Annotated in this window: 13 protein-coding genes and 1 pseudogene; 9 read left to right on the plus strand and 5 right to left on the minus strand. The window is 46.1% G+C overall.

Annotation, left to right across the window (positions count from 1 at the left end; all coding sequences use genetic code 11):
• The first annotated feature begins 365 nt into the window (after positions 1 to 365).
• Positions 366 to 659: a hypothetical protein gene (locus OCV73_RS13925; protein WP_147553167.1), complete on the plus strand. Its 294-nt coding sequence runs from the start codon at positions 366 to 368 to the stop codon at positions 657 to 659.
• Between the two features lie 116 nt (positions 660 to 775).
• Here OCV73_RS13925 and OCV73_RS13930 read toward each other — a convergent pair.
• Positions 776 to 2888 (minus strand): annotated as a pseudogene (locus OCV73_RS13930) (DNA topoisomerase 3).
• 33 nt (positions 2889 to 2921) lie between these two features.
• Positions 2922 to 4448 (minus strand): DUF3945 domain-containing protein, encoded by a 1527-nt coding sequence (locus OCV73_RS13935; protein ID WP_262512974.1) that lies wholly within the window; start codon positions 4446 to 4448, stop codon positions 2922 to 2924.
• A gap of 308 nt (positions 4449 to 4756) precedes the next feature.
• Here OCV73_RS13935 and OCV73_RS13940 point away from each other — a divergent pair, with 308 nt between their 5' ends.
• Positions 4757 to 7339: a TrlF family AAA-like ATPase gene (locus OCV73_RS13940; RefSeq protein WP_147553169.1), complete on the plus strand. Its 2583-nt coding sequence runs from the start codon at positions 4757 to 4759 to the stop codon at positions 7337 to 7339.
• A 36-nt stretch (positions 7340 to 7375) separates the two neighbouring features.
• Here OCV73_RS13940 and mobC read toward each other — a convergent pair whose 3' ends face one another.
• From mobC to mobA, 3 genes are all read right to left on the minus strand, one after another.
• Complete coding sequence (mobC, locus tag OCV73_RS13945) at positions 7376 to 9388, minus strand: conjugal transfer protein MobC (RefSeq protein ID WP_147553171.1); 2013 nt, start codon at positions 9386 to 9388, stop codon at positions 7376 to 7378.
• 63 nt (positions 9389 to 9451) lie between these two features.
• Positions 9452 to 10699 carry a conjugal transfer protein MobB gene (mobB, locus tag OCV73_RS13950; protein WP_147553173.1) on the minus strand — a complete coding sequence of 416 codons (1248 nt, stop codon included), beginning with the start codon at positions 10697 to 10699 and terminating at the stop codon, positions 9452 to 9454.
• A 4-nt stretch (positions 10700 to 10703) separates the two neighbouring features.
• On the minus strand, positions 10704 to 11132 hold the full coding sequence (gene mobA, locus OCV73_RS13955) for a conjugal transfer protein MobA (protein ID WP_147553175.1): 429 nt from the start codon (positions 11130 to 11132) through the stop codon (positions 10704 to 10706).
• 130 nt (positions 11133 to 11262) lie between these two features.
• On the opposite strand from mobA, the gene OCV73_RS13960 reads away from it, so the two are divergent.
• The 7 genes from OCV73_RS13960 to OCV73_RS13990 all read left to right on the plus strand — a co-directional run bounded on the left by OCV73_RS13960 (position 11263) and on the right by OCV73_RS13990 (position 17010).
• Positions 11263 to 11604 carry a hypothetical protein gene (locus OCV73_RS13960; protein ID WP_147553176.1) on the plus strand — a complete coding sequence of 114 codons (342 nt, stop codon included), beginning with the start codon at positions 11263 to 11265 and terminating at the stop codon, positions 11602 to 11604.
• 244 nt (positions 11605 to 11848) lie between these two features.
• Positions 11849 to 12619, plus strand: a complete 771-nt coding sequence (locus tag OCV73_RS13965) for a ParA family protein (RefSeq protein ID WP_147553178.1) — start codon at positions 11849 to 11851, stop codon at positions 12617 to 12619.
• A 6-nt stretch (positions 12620 to 12625) separates the two neighbouring features.
• Positions 12626 to 13051 carry a DUF3408 domain-containing protein gene (locus OCV73_RS13970; RefSeq protein WP_147553180.1) on the plus strand — a complete coding sequence of 142 codons (426 nt, stop codon included), beginning with the start codon at positions 12626 to 12628 and terminating at the stop codon, positions 13049 to 13051.
• A gap of 9 nt (positions 13052 to 13060) precedes the next feature.
• On the plus strand, positions 13061 to 13798 hold the full coding sequence (locus OCV73_RS13975; RefSeq protein WP_147553182.1) for a hypothetical protein: 738 nt from the start codon (positions 13061 to 13063) through the stop codon (positions 13796 to 13798).
• A gap of 157 nt (positions 13799 to 13955) precedes the next feature.
• Entirely contained in the window at positions 13956 to 14258 is a 303-nt protein-coding gene (locus tag OCV73_RS13980) for a DUF4134 domain-containing protein (RefSeq protein ID WP_147553184.1), read from the plus strand.
• Between the two features lie 24 nt (positions 14259 to 14282).
• A complete protein-coding gene (locus OCV73_RS13985; RefSeq protein WP_147553185.1) occupies positions 14283 to 14618 on the plus strand; it encodes a DUF4133 domain-containing protein in 336 nt (111 codons plus the stop codon).
• Positions 14611 to 17010, plus strand: a complete 2400-nt coding sequence (locus OCV73_RS13990) for a TraG family conjugative transposon ATPase (protein WP_262512975.1) — start codon at positions 14611 to 14613, stop codon at positions 17008 to 17010. Before OCV73_RS13985 ends, OCV73_RS13990 begins: the two co-directional genes overlap by 8 nt.
• Positions 17011 to 17108 lie beyond the last annotated feature (98 nt).

Here is a 17108-nt window from a genome sequence, read left to right on the forward strand (position 1 = left end):
TCGACGGAACCTGCAAGGCTCCCGGAACTTTACAAACCGTTAAGACGCCGTAAGCACCTTTGCCCGCATGAATACAAATAACCACAAGGCAGGATATAGCCCGACAAAGGAAGGTTAGGGATTAGACAGAACGCCGGAATATAGGCACTTACTCCTTACTGTAACGGTTTTCGGGAAAGTGATAAACCCTTTCTGTCCGGTAAAGAGTTATAATGCTTGCCGATTAAGAAGCGACGTATTAAGCCGAAAAAATAAGGGTTGGAATACCGCCGGAGTAAGAGGATTCTGGGATAATTGAAGTGAATTAAAGCCGGACTTAGGAGAAAACGAAGTATCTTCGCCTTAATGATTAATAACGGCAGACTATGAAAACAGAGGAAAACGATATAACAGGAATATGGTATAGCGACGAGTATTTAATGACGATTGAAAACGGAAGGGTACGCCTTAATACGAACATTGATACCCTGCATAAGCCGTTCTATACGCAAAATATATTCGACGAAGCTCTCACGCTGACCTATGAAAACGATAAAGTATTGAGGATTTCGGAGCATATTGTCGCTCCTGAATATGCCATAGGAAAAGAGGTAATGTCAATCTTTCTGAAATTAGAGATGCTAATTCCTGTAAGACTTATTAAGTTCACAAATGATTAAAAAATAGGCGTCCGAAGCCATGCTCCGGACGCCCCCACTAAAAAAATCAGTGAATTGAAAGTAAACATCCCTATTTACAACAACTCAAAGATTCTTTCAGTGGCAAAGATACTAATTTACTTCGATTTACCTTTCTTTCCCTTGCCGCCTTTCTTCTGCTCGAACTCGAACACGGTTTTGTAATCCGCATCGAAAGCGACAGCGGCATCGAACGGCTTACCCGTCTTGCTGCTCATAAACCCTTTGATTATTCCGGTCTTACCGTTCATCAAAAGTGTTGTAATCTGCTGGTCGGATAAATCCTTTTTCGCTATGGTGCGCCAAATCGTAAGTCCGCAGGCTTCATTACTGCACTTGGCTACCTTATTATAGATAACCACATTACCACTTTTACACTTCGGGCAAGGACAACTCTGGCGGTTATCGGTACGCTCGAAAGGCATATCCAACAATTCGGATGTAATCTGCGAGGCGTAAATCTCTATCGAACGGTGGAAAGTAGCCGCATCCATTTCGCCCGTACCGATTTTAGACAGGGCGTGTTCCCATGCTCCGGTCATAGCCACGTCCGCTATTTTCTTCTCACGGACAGCCAAATAAACAGTCAGCCCCTTATTGGTCGGAACCAACGCCTTTTTCTCCCGCACGATATACTCGCGGGAAAAGAGCGTTTCGATAATTGCGGCGCGGGTGGCAGGTGTGCCGATGCCGCCCTCTTTCATCGCCTCGCGTTCTTCTTCGTTCTCCACCTCTTTGCCTGCCGATTCCATTGTCGAAAGCAGGGAGGCTTCGGTATGCAGGGGCTTGGGCTTGGTTTTCTTCTCTTGTACTTCCGCCTCACGGATGGCAAGCGTATCGCCTTCCGTCAAATCGGGCAGTACGGTTAAATCCTCGTCCGTTGTTTCTTCACGGTTGGCTCCCCAAACTTCACGCCAGCCGGGATGTAACATTATACTGCCCCTTGCAACAAAGTGTACGCCGCCAGCGTCAAGCGTTACGGCGGTGTTCTCTTTGATGCAACATTCGCCGAAGGCTTCGAGCATACGCCCTGCGACCATATCATAAACAAGCTGTTCGTCTGCGGATAATCCCCTTGCGGGTTCTTCCGTAATGATAAGTGCATGGTGGTCGGTAACTTTCGCATCGTCCACCGGACGGCTATTAAGCGAAGTGTCATACCTGCCGTCGATATACGCACCGAATTTCGGGTGCGACCGTAGCGTAGCTATCAGGTGCGGTATTTCCTCCAATACGTCTACAGAGATATAGCGGGAGCCTGTACGCGGATAAGAAATCATCTTTTTTTCATACAATGCCTGCGCGATATTCAGGGTCTTGTCTGCCGAAAAGCCGTGTTGCTTGTTGGCATCTTTCTGTAAGGCGGTCAGGTCGTAAAGCAAAGGCGGTTCCTGCCGTGCCTCTTTACGTTCCACGCATGTAACCCGGAGGCTTCCGGCTTGCCGTACCTGCCTTGCCGTTTCATCGGCGGCGGTGCGGGTGTCGTACTTATCTGCCGAAAGTACGGCAAATGCCGTCGCATCTTTCGCCGTATGTACTTTCAGGCGGAAATAGGTCTGCGGGGTAAAATCCTTGTTCTCCAGATAGCGCGAGCATATCATGGCAAGTGTCGGGGTTTGTACCCTCCCCAATGACCAAACGCCATAACCCGCCGTAATGGAAAGGGCTTGCGAAGCGTTAATCCCGACGACGTAATCTGCTTTTGCTCGCGCAAAAGCTGCGAGGTAAAGGTTATCGTAATCGCTGCCCGGACGAAGGGTTTGGAAACCGTCGCGTATGGCACGGTCGGTAAGTGAGCTTATCCACAAACGCTGAAACGGAGTGCGGCAACCTACATAGTTATATATAAACCTGAATATTAACTCTCCTTCGCGTCCGGCATCGGTGGCAACGATAATTTCGTCGGCACGGCTAAACAGTTCCTTAATGACCTTTAGCTGTTTGAGTGCGCCGGGGTCTGGCTTATATTCCTTGCCCTCTCTGACTTGGCGGGGAACGAGGGTAAACTCCTGCGGGGAGTATCGGCAGGTTCTCCCGCCTGAAACCCGTAAAGCCGTAGGCTTCGGGCATCGCAAGCCCGACCAGATGACCGAACGCCCATGTAACGGCATATCCGCCGCCCTCAATATACCCGTCTTTTTTGCTTGTTGCTCCCACGATAGCGGCTATATCTCGCGCTACCGAAGGCTTTTCTGCTATTATTACTTTCATTTTCTGATTTTTTTAGTGGTTGATAAAATCGAATTACATACTTACGCCCTTGCCCTTTCCTTTCTTCGGGGCTTTAGGCGATTGCTTCTGTTGCTCCTGTTTCTTCTCCTGCTTTTTCTCTGCCTGCTTTTCGGTAGGTTGGGATTGACCTTTCTTTAGCGGCTCACTGGGAGTTTGCTTAGTCGCTTCATTGGTTTTGCCGTCGTTGTTCACGGCTACTTGCGTTTTATGCCCTTCGGCGGGAGTTACTTTCTGTGTCGCCTTTATCTCGTCGGGATGTTTCGAGGTATGGCGCACATGACCTTTTTCGGGGTCAGGCCACACCCAAGCGTTGTACTTTTGCCCTTTCTTGTCGGTGGCTTCGACCTGTTGCACTCCCTCTTTGGGCTTGGGTTGTGGCTTTTGCATACCCTCCACCCAGATAGGCTTCCCCTCGCATAGCTGCTTGAATTGGTCGCGTGATAGTTCGACGCCGCCCTGTATGGGGCGAATCCATATATCGCCGACCTTGCGGGCTTTGAGCGGTTTATCATCCTGCCCTTCGCCCTGTTTGGCTTGCCGTTCCTGTCGGTGCTGCTCTCTTTGTTCCGGGGTAAAACGAAAATCGAAATTGCGGTTTGCAGCGTTGTACTGGATAATACGGTCGATTTTCGAGGGTTCTTCGCCCTGCTTAACCCGCTTATCCATACCCTCAACCAATACACCTTCGCCGCGTTTCAAACCGTTCTGCTGTTCTTCTGACAGCGAGGCATTCTTCAACGTCTGCGGGATATAGATGTCGGCAAGGGCTACCGCCTCGAAGCGGTTAGTCAGCTTGTCAAGCGAAATCAACGACGGTACTTTTTCGCTGCCCGCGACAAGTTCCAAATCGAACACGCGACCGCCGTTCCCGGTCTGTTTGAACTGCTCAATGTCCTTTTCGGTAAAGGTTACGCCCATAAATGGTTTGTCGAAATCGGGCTGTTCTTGTTTGGGGTGCGCTTGGATTTTGATAGAGCCGTCGGGTTGCTGCTCCAACGACAGGCGGGCTTTTACGCTGAGCTCCTGACCGTCTATTTCGGTCTTAATATCCACCAATCCGGGGGATTTATGACCGTAAGCCATAGCTTTGAGCGTGTCGCGCAAATCATCGCCGGAAACACCCAATTTCTCGGCATCTTTCCAATCAACTTTATTCAGGTCAAGGGGCTGGTACTTGCCTTGCCCCGGCTCCTGCATTTGTCCGTCGGGCTGTACTTTGTACGGGTCGAGTACCTTGTCATCGGGATTGACCTGAATAATCTTGTCGAGAAAGGCGGCTACCTTTTCAACCGCACTTCCGGCAAGGGCATAAAGTCCGGTGTGCGATGGCTGGTTGGATTGCTCGGAAAACTTCTTTAAGAAGTTATCCAGTGCGTTGCCGTGCGTGTCAAACTTAAAAAAGCTGTCCGCATTTTCTTTCGTAGGGTCGGTCGTTTTCAACTTACCGTCGTCCCCGATACCCGTTACGGCTTTCAGTTTGCCGTCCTCGCCCTGCGTTAGCAAGACTTTGGGTTCTTCATTTTTGATTTTTTCTGCCATAATAAAAATGGTTTTAAGTTCTGCATTACTATTAATGCAGAACGAAGGTAAGCGGAAGTAACGGACTGATTGCAAGGTTTTAAGGCAGTGGTAGCTTGTGGCTGGGAGTGGCGTTAAAGTTTTGAAATATGGCTACAAAGAATGCCCCTTATTCCTATTTCAAAAGGGAATTTTAGATGCGATTATACCGATAAGTTCTGTTAGGCAAAGAATGTCTTCAATGCAATCAAATACAAAGGTTTCAGGTAAATCGTACCCCTGTGTCTCAAATATTTAGTATTTTTGTGCGATTAAGAAATTTTTGTATTATGGCTAAAATATACTCTAAAGGTTCAGAGTGGAGAAAATGGGATTTACATTTTCACACGCCGTCTTCCTATGATTATAAAGACAATAGTGTAACTAATCAAGACATTATTGATTCGCTTATAATGAAGGATATAGCTGTTGTTGCTATAACAGACCACCACATTATAGATATTCCCCGAATTACAGACCTTAAGAAATTAGCCACTGAAAGTTTATTGGGAGAGATAACCATATTGCCCGGTATTGAATTTTTATCTGATGCGAGAGGTTCAGAACCTTTACATTTTATTGGGATTTTCCATGAAGATGCAGATATTGAATATATATGGGGACAGATAGAAAATAAAACTTCTTTATGTGAAATTAAAAGAGATGGAAAACAACCTAATGAAGTTTATTGCGACTTTGCAGATACAGTTAAACTGATTCATGAATTAGGTGGTATTGTATCTATACATGCAGGACAAAAGCATGGTAGTGTTGAGTGTATAACCAATTCATTACCACACACACAAGCGCAAAAAAAAGACATTGCTCATATAGTTGATATATATGAATTAGGCAAAGAATCTGACCAAGGAGGATATAACACAGTTGTTTTTCCTGCAATAGATAAGATATTGCCTATGATTATCTGTTCTGACAATCATAATGCAAAAGACTATGTACACAAACAAAATTGCTGGATAAAAGCTGACCCGACTTTCAATGGATTATTACAAATTATTTATGAGCCAAAAGAGCGGGTAAGGATTCAAGAAAATAACCCTAAGTTTGATTTTGAAAAATCGCCTTTTACAGATATAGAGGTCAAGGAAAAAACTGTTATTTTCAATGACCCTGTTGATAATATTTATTTCGACCCATGCAAAATATACTTGAATAGCAACTTAATATCTATTATTGGTGGCAGAGGTACAGGGAAAAGCATTTTGGTCGATTACATAGCAAGGGGATTAGGTAAAGAAAATACAAAAGCATATTCTGTTTCGAAGGATGTTTCTGTTTACAGGCAAACATCCTTACGGGAAAATACACAAGAATTTAATTTAGGGGATAGTCCCAATATTCCTTTCTTGTATATATCTCAAAGCCAAATAAAGGAACTGGTTTCTGACAAAGTGAGATTTACCCAAAATATAAGGGAAACGATTGGTGTAACTGATGAATACGCTCCAAATCCTGAATATAGAGAAAAGGCAGAAGATGTTACGAATGAGTATTTTAGGGTTGTAAAAATTTTGGATGCCAACGAAACAACCAGTACGGCTAAAAAAGAAAAAATCCGTGCAGACATAAAGAGAAATAAGGAGCTTATAGCCAATGTAACGTCGGAGGAGAATAAGCCAAAGCTGGAAAATTATCAGAAGGTTTTAACTAAATTGGAAAACATAAATCTTTGGTTAAGTCGTATCAATAAATTGAAGCAAACGACATTATCCAGTAAAGAAAGTATTAATCAAGAAATTTCATCTATAAACCACGATTTAGGGGCAAATTCGGGATGGAATATCCCCTTGTTAAATGCAGACGATACAATCCGCTACATAGATACGGAACTATTACCTAAAATTATTACCAGCCAAGAGGAGGTACAGAAAGAGATAGACTTAACAAAAGCTGCTTTTAAAGACTTTCAAGGAGATTTAAGTACGTTGCTCAATAATATAGGAGAGTTTCAAAATAAGGTTTCTGCGTTAGAACGGGATTTGGCTGTTATTGAGGAGGAAGAAAGAAAATTTCAAGAGATTAAAACTTCATGGTTCAAAGATTTAGGGGACGCTATCAAGAAATCTATTGACGACTATACAACTCTGATTTCAAATAAATGGCAAAAATTCAAAGAAGGTTATGATGGGATGCGACCTGATATGAAGGAACTACTGGCTACCATTCTAAATAAAGACGAATTAGATGTTGTTGTAAACATACGATTCGATAAAGATGTTATATACAATCATCTTTTGGATAGACTTGATAAAAGAAGCTATAATATAGATAGACTAAAAGATAGTCTCCAAATAGAAACAATAGAAGATTATTTTAATTTTATTCAGCAATCAGCGGATAAAACCAACTTGTTTAGTGATTCTATTACAAATTTAGTTAGAGGTTACTTGCCTGATTTATTGTTTAAAAAATATAACTCCTTTATATCGCATGAGATAGTTGTTACATCAAAAGGAAAACCTATTACTAAATTATCACATGGGCAACAAGGAACTATATTTTTGAGATTGCAGTTAGCTTCCCGTGCTTTTAGTGAAACTATAATTTACGACCAACCCGAAGATGACCTTGATAATGATTTTATTATGAGGGATTTGGTTGATATATTTAGAAAGATAAAACGATATAGACAAGTAGTAATAGTATCCCATAATGCTAACTTAGTTGTAAATGCTGATTCTGAACAAATTATAATTGCTGAAAATATTGATGGAGTGTTGAAGTACACGTCTGGTTCACTTGAAAATCCGATAATTAATGAAAGAATTTGTGCGATTTTGGAAGGTGGCAAAAATGCGTTTTTAAGTCGCGAGCAAAAATATCACTTAAATGTTCCCGTGATTATAAGTTAAATAATTAGAGCCGCAAAATTGCGGCTCTAATTATTTTTAGTCTTCCTCCTTTGGCAACAAGTGGCAAAGTTCGGGGTCGTCCTTAATACGTTGTATCTCATCCTCAACTATCTGTTTTGCCTCGGCTTTGATACGTTCGTAATTCTGTTGTATCATTTCTTTCATCCTATCGACACCGTTCTCGTCGGTAAAATCGGCAATGACGGGTATTTTCTTATAAGCCTTCGTTTCGGCGGCTACCCGCTCGTTATCGACCACAATTTCGGCGTGGAAAATCTTTTGTTCTATCCGTTCGTCGAAATTATCCGCTACCGCGCCGACAAACATCCCCTGCGTAAGATTGGAAATTTTAGAGGCGGGTATCAGGCTATCCATTTGCGTAGAAATGGAAGTCGATTTATCGTTGCGGTTTATCGTCATGGATTGCCGCTTTTGAAGCACCTTCCCAAAGCGGTCAGACAAGGTTTTTGCCGTATCGCCGACCACCTGCCCACTAAAGATATTTCCTACCGTGTTCATCACTACGGCGGCTTCCTTGTCGCCGTAGTCGCGCTTTAGCTGTGAAAAGTCCTGAAAGCCGAGGAGCACGGCAACTTTGTTGCTTCGGGCGGTAGCTATCAGGTTATCCAACCCCTTAAAATATATCGTCGGCAACTCGTCTATGACAACCGAACTTTTTAGCTGCCCTTTCTTGTTTATCAATTTCACAATACGGCTGTTATACAATCCCAATGCCGCACCATAGATATTTTGGCGGTCGGGATTATTGCCTACGACAAGTATTTTCGGCTCTGCGGGGTTGTTTATATCCAACGAAAATTCGTCGCCCGACATAACCCAATACAGTGCGGGGGAAATCATACGCGAAAGCGGGATTTTCGCCGATGCTATCTGCCCCTGTAATTGGTCGGCAGCACCTCCCAGCCACGCATCCATAAAGGGAGAAAGGTAGTTTTCCAACTCCGGGTACGAAGTCAGAATCGGAAAAATCTTCTCGTAGGGTTTGTTCAAAAACTCGATGGCGTGCGGGAACGAACAATACTTGCCGTCTTTGTAAATCCGCAAATACCATATAATAGCGGCGAAAAGGATAATCGGCGATTCGACAAAGAAATCGCCCTGCTTGGAAACCCACGTGCGATTAAGGTTAAGCATAATCGTATAGCTGGATTCGTAGGCATCCGAAATATCATCCATGAACGAAGGATTAATCGGATTACAACGGTGCGAACGTGAAGGGTCGTCGAAATTGATTACATAAAACGTCGGGGTTATCTCGTAACCCTCGCGGTTATTAAGCAAATGATTGTAGGCAATCGTCGAAAGGTCGGGGAATTTGAAGTCGTAAATATAAGCACTAAATCCCTTCTCTATCTGCTGTTTAATGTAGCTGTTTACGATTGCATAGGACTTGCCGCTACCGGGAGTTCCTAAAACAATCGAAGCACGGAACGGATTAACGACATTTACCCAGCCGTTATTCCATTTCTTTTTATAGTAGAAGCGGGTCGGCAGATTTACAGAATAATCGTTTGCCAAAAGGCGGGTTTCCTGCATAAAACTTTCATTCTCCGTGTTGAAAACGTCGTCGAACATATTGTTTTTCAAGAGGCGCGACATCCATATACCGCCCATAAGCAAAAGAATATAGCCGAAGGTCATCGTAAATATGTATAGTCCCATGTTGCCCTCTGCCGGGAACGGCAGGGCGAGTAACCACCAATTAAGGAAAAACAGGATAAAGCCCGCCGAGAGGCAGACAATGATTTTCGACCAAGTTATCTTCTCGTCCTTAACGCCCCGTGTTCCCAAACAGGACAGGGCAAGGAATACCACCGCAAAAAGTTTCGTCCAGAGTATCGAGGTAAACAGTCCGGCGGTGCGGTTAAAATTCATCAGGATTTTATCGACCACGCCGATATTGAACCCCAAGCCGTATATCGCTTCGTAGCAGAACCAATAAATATTTATCACTACGAACAGTATTGAAAGCGCACGCATAAAGTCCATAACCTTAGCCAATCCGCGCAAATCATCTTCATTTTGCATAATCTTAAAAATTAAATTGTTGATTTTTTACAGTTAAAAAAATAATAGAAGGCACTGTGTGCTTTACATCTGCCTACCATACCGCCGTTTCTTTTTCTTGCGGCGTTTGGGTTGAGGCAAGTTGTTTTCCTGACCTCCCGCATCGGGAGTAAGGATAGAGAACAGGCTGCCCGCTGCATCGCCGATGCCTGACAGGTCGGGTGTCTGCTGTTTCGTGGAATCATCGGGAACCGGAGCGTTTGGAATATCCTGTACGGGCTTTTGTTGCGGATAATCCGCAAAGCGTTCGTTCAGCGCATTTGCCGAGAACTCTTTACCGAGGCGCGAACCGTTCAATACCGTGCGGCTGTTGTGGTCGATGAAAGTAGCCCCATAGATGCGCCCTGCATCGTTACGGCGGAGTACCATATCAATACCCTTATCGCGTAAAGCTGTCCGCAGGTCGTTTTCGGTGTGGGCAGATTTAAGGGCTTCGGCGACGATGCCTTTTGTCCCCGCCGTCGAGCGGTCGGCTTTGATAGCTTCGCCCGATTTCCGCATACCTTCCTCCAAGTGGGCTACGCCTGATTTCTTACCGAACAGGGAAGATTTCAGCGGTTTGCCTACACGGTTGCCGTCCGCATCGAGCGCGGAGTAAACCAAACCTGTGTACTTATGCCCTTTGTTGTCGCCCTCTACCTTTTCTACCCCTACATTATATAAGGATAAAAGGGCGCGGTACTCGGCAAAGGATTGGAAACGGTACATTTCCGAAAGCGGCTTAATAACGTTACCGACCTGCGTTTTAAGGTTTCCGGCTGAAACGTCCACCGGGGCAAGCTGCCACGCTTCGCCCTGCTTCTGCCCTTTGGCGGGTATCAGGTTAAATTCCGATTCCAACTGCTGTACGATACGGTTGCTGCGGTCTTTCTCGAACTTGTCGGGAACGAGCGAACCGTCGGTCTTCACACGGGTAGTAACCAAGTGGATATGCTGGCGGTCTATATCTTCGTGTTTGAAAATCATATAGGGTTGCCCGCCATAGCCCAAGCGTTCAAGGTACTGCCGCCCGATGTAGGCAAGCTGTGCATCGGTCAGCTTGTCGTCCGGGTGCGGATTCAGCGAAATATGTACGACGGGCTTTTTCGTTCGCTTATGTGAAGGCATAAACCGCTCGAAATCTTCCACACAATCGTAGGCATTAAACCGTCCGTCGGCAGGTTCAAGGACTAAATTACATCCCAGAATTTTGCCTAACCCTTCATCGACTTTCTGCTGATTGTATGCCAATGCGCCGTACAAATTGCTACCGTGATTGATTTTTGCGACCATTCAGCTACCGGATTTTAGCCTTAAAATCCTCGCATAAAGCCAGCACTTCGCGCCCGATTTTCGACAATTCGATTGTATGTTGCTCCAATTTATAGAGCAACGACAAGGCTTTTTTCTCCCCGAAAGTCGTGTGAAGCTGCTTAACGGTTTGGTTGTAATTGACACCGACGGCACGTATCTGCCCGTAAAAAGCGGTCAGCTTCGATACAAATTCAGCCGTCGAAGCATCGGTTTTTACCACACGGAACTCGTCGCCGAAGATGCGGGCGGCAATGAAACCGGATAGCGAAGCGAGGGCGGACTGCTCAAACATGGCGAGGAACTCGGCGTGTTGCACGTCGGTCAGGTTCACGGTCAGGCGGTGTGTCGCCGGGTCGTTCTTCGGGGGTCTGCCCCCTTTACCCCGTTTGCGGGGCGGATTCTTTTCATTCATAACTGATTTTTTTAGTGGTTGAAAAATCTGTTACGCGAGGCTCGCCGACATCATCAAGCTGCCGACTTCGGAGGTCAGCGTGAAGCTCCCGGCAGGGCAAGAGGTTGAGTGCTGCAAAACTTGTTTTGCGATGCAATCAACACATCTTGCTATTTGCCAAAATGCAAATGGTTTTCCCGCAGCGGGAAAAGATTTACCCCAATATTCAAAGGGTAAATTTTTGCATCCGCCGGGGGCTTTGGGAGAGGGGAATCCCAACCTTAAAAATACCCCGAACCCGGCGCGTAACATTTCATGCTGCAAAGTTATCGCCTTATTCAATGCGCTGTATATCAAACATCAACGCCACTCGAAGCCAGAAGCGACCACCACCCGGAAACATGATGCAAGTACCAAAAAGAAGGCTTTAATTTGCCGTCAGAAAATCAATAATGACGTATCCCTCCGCGTCAATATGCAGCCGGATAATTAAAGAAATGGAAAGCCGGATAGTTGATTTTGTACTGTCGTATTGTTGTGCTGTCGTACTGAAATACTGTCGTACCGAAACAATGCTGTGTACCAGCAGGGATTCGGATAAGCAAAAAAGAAAATAAACAGATTATCAGACAGGCAAATCACTGAACCGGCAATCATGTATTTATGGATTGATTAGAAACAGTACCGCTTTGACGGTGCATTGAAACAGAGTATCAACAAATTAAAAAAACAGAAAAATGGAAAAGCAAGCAAGTAAAAAAGAACCGAAGTATGTAGCGTTCTCAACCCAAAAGGGCGGTGCGGGTAAAACCACCCTGACCGTTTTAGTCGCAAGCTACCTGCATTATGCAAAAGATTACAAGGTAGCGGTAATCGACTGCGATTTCCCGCAGCACTCAATCCACGAAATGAGGGAGCGGGATTTTAAGATGGTCGAGAACGACGAGTTTTACAAAGGCATGGCTTACGAACAGATTACCAAGTTGGGTGGTAAGAAATTCTACCCCATTGTGGAGAGCAGCCCGCAGGAAGCCTTAAACGATGCAGATGCGCTTTGCGGGCAGGAAGAATACGATTATATCTTCTTCGACCTGCCCGGAACACTCAACAACAAAGATTTGGTCGTTGCTCTTGCCAACATGGATTATATCGTCGCGCCTATTGCCGCCGACAGGGTGGTTATGGAAAGTACGCTTAACTACCTGATTTCCGTAAGGGATAACATCGTAAATACGGGTAAGACCAACATTAAAGCCATGTACCTGCTTTGGAACATGGTAGACGGGCGGGAGAAATCCGAACTATACGAAATTTACGAGGGGGTTATTAAGGAGTTGGATTTTCCCGTCCTTAAAACCTTTATCCCGAACAGCCTGCGTTTCCGCCGGGAGCAATCCGAATCCCGCCGACCGCTGTTCCGCTCCACTCTGTTCCCTGTGGATAAGAGCCTGATTAAAGGCAGCAACATCGACGCGCTGGCTGACGAACTGCTCGAACTCTTAATGTAATGCGCTATGGCTAAAAGAGTAGATACAACGGGCTTGGATGCCGACTTTGTAATCAATCAGGCGAAACCGAGCAACCGGGAAAAGGAGTTGAAACCTTATGACCCGTCCGCTTCCGAACCTGCGCCTGTCGAGGAACCGGAACAGCTACCGGAATCTCCGGCAGAACAGAAAGAACCACCCAAGCGAAAGCGGAACCAGTCGGCAAATTATAAGGAAACATTTTTGAAACGCAATGAGATTAAGACTCGCCAATGCGTCTATATCAGCTACGATGTTCATGCGAAGATTGCAAAACTCGTCCGGGCTTTGGTCGATACCGGAAACGAAATAAGTGTCGGCGGCTATATCGACACGGTTTTGAACGAGCATTTGCAACAGCATAAAGAAGAAATAAACGAATTGTACCGCCAACGTGAAGGCGACTTAATCTAATGTAAGGATATGGAAAAGTATTTTATCGGGGCAATTCTGCTCTACGCGCTTATTGTCGCCTGTTACATGGTTTGGGAACGGTCGGTAAAACGGAAGAAAAATGCGGCGCGGAAAAAGGGGTATAACCCTTTTAAGCCTTCCCCGAAAGAGGATATAGTCGGCAAAAGCAAATTTACCATGCGCCACTCGAAGCCAGAAGCTACCACGCTGGAAATGAGCGAAAAAGCAATAGAAAACCACGCTATATTTGCAGACGTGAACGCACAAGCTGCCGCAGAAATTCCTTCGGGAAATGTCCTGCCAGCCGAGAGGGAACAGGTAGAAACGTCCGGTCATACGGCGGATAATTCCGGTGAAGAAATAGATATAGTTATCGAAAACGAGCCGGAGGGGGAATTTGAAACCGATGATGAGGATTTAGACACTTGGGAAAGCGAGGCGGCAGAGGACGAAACCGCAAGTAGCCGGGCTACGGGCATCGGCTTCGACGACCTTGCCGGGGTGGTGCAAACGGTGGGGAACGCCGAAAACGCCACTACCGAAGAAAGGGAAGAAGCCGGGCGGGTGCTTGCCGAGATACGAAAGACCGAGATATTCGGGCAACTTGTATCGGACGAGCCGAAAAAGAAAGAAGTCGTTTCCAACCTTATGGACGATTATTTCTCCGCCTACTATCGTCAGCGGGAAGCCTACCCCGAACCGACGGTAAAAGCCCCTGCCAATTTCAATGTACGCAGTATGGCGTAAATGTAAAACAGATTAAAAGTAACGGAAATGAAAGAACGAGATTACGGATAGCTACGCGCTACCGACCACTAAAAAAATCAGAGAATAAAAAGTAAACAAAAATCCCGGCGGTAAGGGGGAATCATCCCACCCCCTGCCGCCTTAAATTAAAAAAGCAATGACAAAAAAGAGAGTTCTTTTGTCGGCGGCGTTTGTAATCGCTGCTGTTTCTTCCGCCTTTGCACAAGGCAACGGTATCGGGGGCATCAATGATGCTACCACAATGGTAACATCGTATTTCGACCCCGGAACAAAATTGATTTACGCCATTGGTGCGGTCGTAGGGCTGATTGGCGGCGTGAAAGTCTATAACAAGTTCAGTTCAGGCGACCCCGACACGTCAAAAACCGCCGCAAGCTGGTTCGGCGCGTGTATCTTCCTTATCGTAGCGGCGACTATCCTGCGCTCCTTCTTCCTGTAATAAACTCCATAGATACAACAAGATATGGAGTACAATGTAAATAAAGGCATTGGAAAAAGCGTCGAGTTCAAGGGGCTGAAATCTCAATACCTGTTCATCTTCGCGGGCGGCTTGCTGTCTGTGTTCGTGGTCTTTGTCATTATCTATATGATAGGCATAGACCAATGGATATGTATAGGTTTCGGGGTTATTGCCGCGTCGGTGCTGGTATGGTTTACATTCCGCCTGAACGCCCAGTACGGGGAACACGGCTTAATGAAATTGATGTCAAAACGCCAGCATCCCCGTTACCTTATCAACCGCCGGAACTCGCGCCGCTTTTTCCGTGTGCCTAACAGAAAGGGGGTGGCTTATGCGTAACGTAATGAAAGCCGCCACCGTCGAGAGCAAATTTCCGCTCTTGGCGGTCGAACACGGTTGTATCATCAGTAAGGACGCGGATATAACGGTAGCTTTTCGGGTGGACTTGCCCGAACTCTTTACCGTTACCGCCGCCGAATATGAAATGATACATTCCGCTTGGGGCAAGGCTATCAAGGTATTGCCCGATTACTCGGTTATCCATAAGCAGGATTGGTTCGTAAAAGAGAACTATAAGCCTGCGACCGATGCCGACGATATGAGCTTCCTTTCCCGCTCGTTCGAGCGTCATTTCAACGAAAGACCGTATTTGAATCACACCTGCTTCCTGTTCCTGACAAAGACGACAAAGGAGCGTATGCGTATGCAGTCGAACTTTTCGAGCCTTTGCCGGGGTAATATTATCCCGAAAGAAGTAAACAGGGACACGGCGGTTAAGTTTTTGGAATCGGTCGGACAGTTTGAGCGTATTGTCAATGACAGCGGCTTTGTTCGCCTGACGCGCTTAACCTCCGACGAGATTATGGGAACGCCCGAAAGCGCAGGACTTATTGAAAAATACTTTGCCCTGTCGCTGGAAGATACGACTTGTCTGGAAGATATGGAACTCGGAGCGGACGGGCTGCGGATAGGTTCAAAAACAATCTGCCTGCATACGGTTTCGGATGTGGAAGATTTGCCCGGAACGGTGGGAACGGATATGCGCTATGAACGGCTATCTACGGATAGAAGCGATTGCCGATTGAGCTTCGCCGCGCCTGTGGGTCTTTTACTCTCCTGCGACCATGTGTTTAATCAGTACATCTTTTTGGACGATTCGGCGGAGAACCTGCGGAAATTCGAGAAGTCAGCCCGCAATATGCAGTCGCTTTCCCGCTATTCTCGTGGAAACCAAATCAATAAGGAGTGGATAGACAAGTATTTGAACGAAGCCCATAGCTTCGGGCTTACTTCGGTACGCGCCCACTTCAACGTGATGGCATGGTCTGACGATGCGGAGGAATTAAAGCATATCCGCAACGATGTCGGCAGCCAGCTTGCCCTAATGGAGTGTAAACCCCGCCATAACACGGTGGATGCCGCTACGCTTTATTGGGCGGCGATGCCCGGCAACGCGGGGGATTTTCCGGCAGAGGAAAGTTTTTACACCTTCATCGAACCTGCCCTGTGCTTCTTTACGCAGGAAACGAACTATCAGTCGTCGCCCTCTCCCTTCGGGATTAAGATGTGCGACCGTGTAAGCGGAAAGCCCCTGCACGTAGATATTTCCGACCTGCCGATGAAACGGGGTATAACCACCAACCGCAATAAATTCGTGCTGGGGCCTTCCGGGTCGGGCAAGTCGTTTTTTATGAACCACCTTGTCCGTCAGTATTGGGAGCAGGGAACGCACGTCGTGCTGGTCGATACGGGAAACTCCTATCAGGGTTTGTGCGAAATGGTACGCCGGAAAACCAAAGGGCAGGACGGTATCTATTACACGTACACCGAGGAAAACCCGATTTCATTCAATCCTTTCTATACCGACGATTACAAGTTTGATGTGGAGAAAAAGGATAGTATCAAAACGCTGCTTTTGACGCTTTGGAAGTCGGACGACGATAAGGTTACGAAAACCGAAAGCGGGGAACTCGGCAGCGCGGTATCGGCGTACATCGAACGGATAAAGGCAGACCGCAGTATCGTTCCTTCATTCAACACTTTCTATGAGTATATGCGCGATGACTACCGCCGGGAACTCGAAGAAAGGGAAATCAAGGTAAGCCGGGAAGACTTCAACCTCGACAATATGCTTACTACCCTGCGCCAATACTACCGGGGCGGGCGTTTCGACTTCCTGTTGAACTCGGAGGAAAACATCGACCTGCTCAATAAGAGCTTTATCGTCTTTGAAATTGATTCCATTAAAGAAAATAAGGAATTATTCCCTGTGGTTACGATTATCATAATGGAGGCTTTCATTAACAAAATGAGGCGGTTAAAGGGTGTCCGTAAACAACTTATCGTAGAGGAAGCGTGGAAAGCCCTATCCTCTGCGAATATGGCGGAATACCTTAAATATATGTATAAAACCGTCCGCAAATACTTTGGGGAGGCTATCGTCGTAACGCAGGAAGTGGACGACATCATCGCCTCGCCGATAGTGAAGGAATCCATTATCAACAACTCCGACTGTAAAATCCTTCTCGACCAGCGCAAGTACATGAACAAGTTTGACAGCATCCAATCCCTGCTCGGTCTGACCGAAAAAGAGAAAGGGCAAATCCTGTCAATCAACATGGCGAACAATCCGAGCCGCAAATATAAAGAGGTTTGGTTCGGGCTGGGCGGGGTACAGTCGGCGGTGTACGCTACCGAGGTTTCAATGGAAGAATACCTGGTGCGCCCGTAAAGGGAATTTGACGAATGTCGCTTTGGCAAGCGACTGGGCAAGTGTTTAAAATGCCCATTAACAACCGCTAACCGGAGGGGAAAACCCCACAAGGGAAC

This window comes from Barnesiella propionica, from assembly GCF_025567045.1.
GTDB lineage: Bacteria > Bacteroidota > Bacteroidia > Bacteroidales > Barnesiellaceae > Barnesiella_B > Barnesiella_B propionica.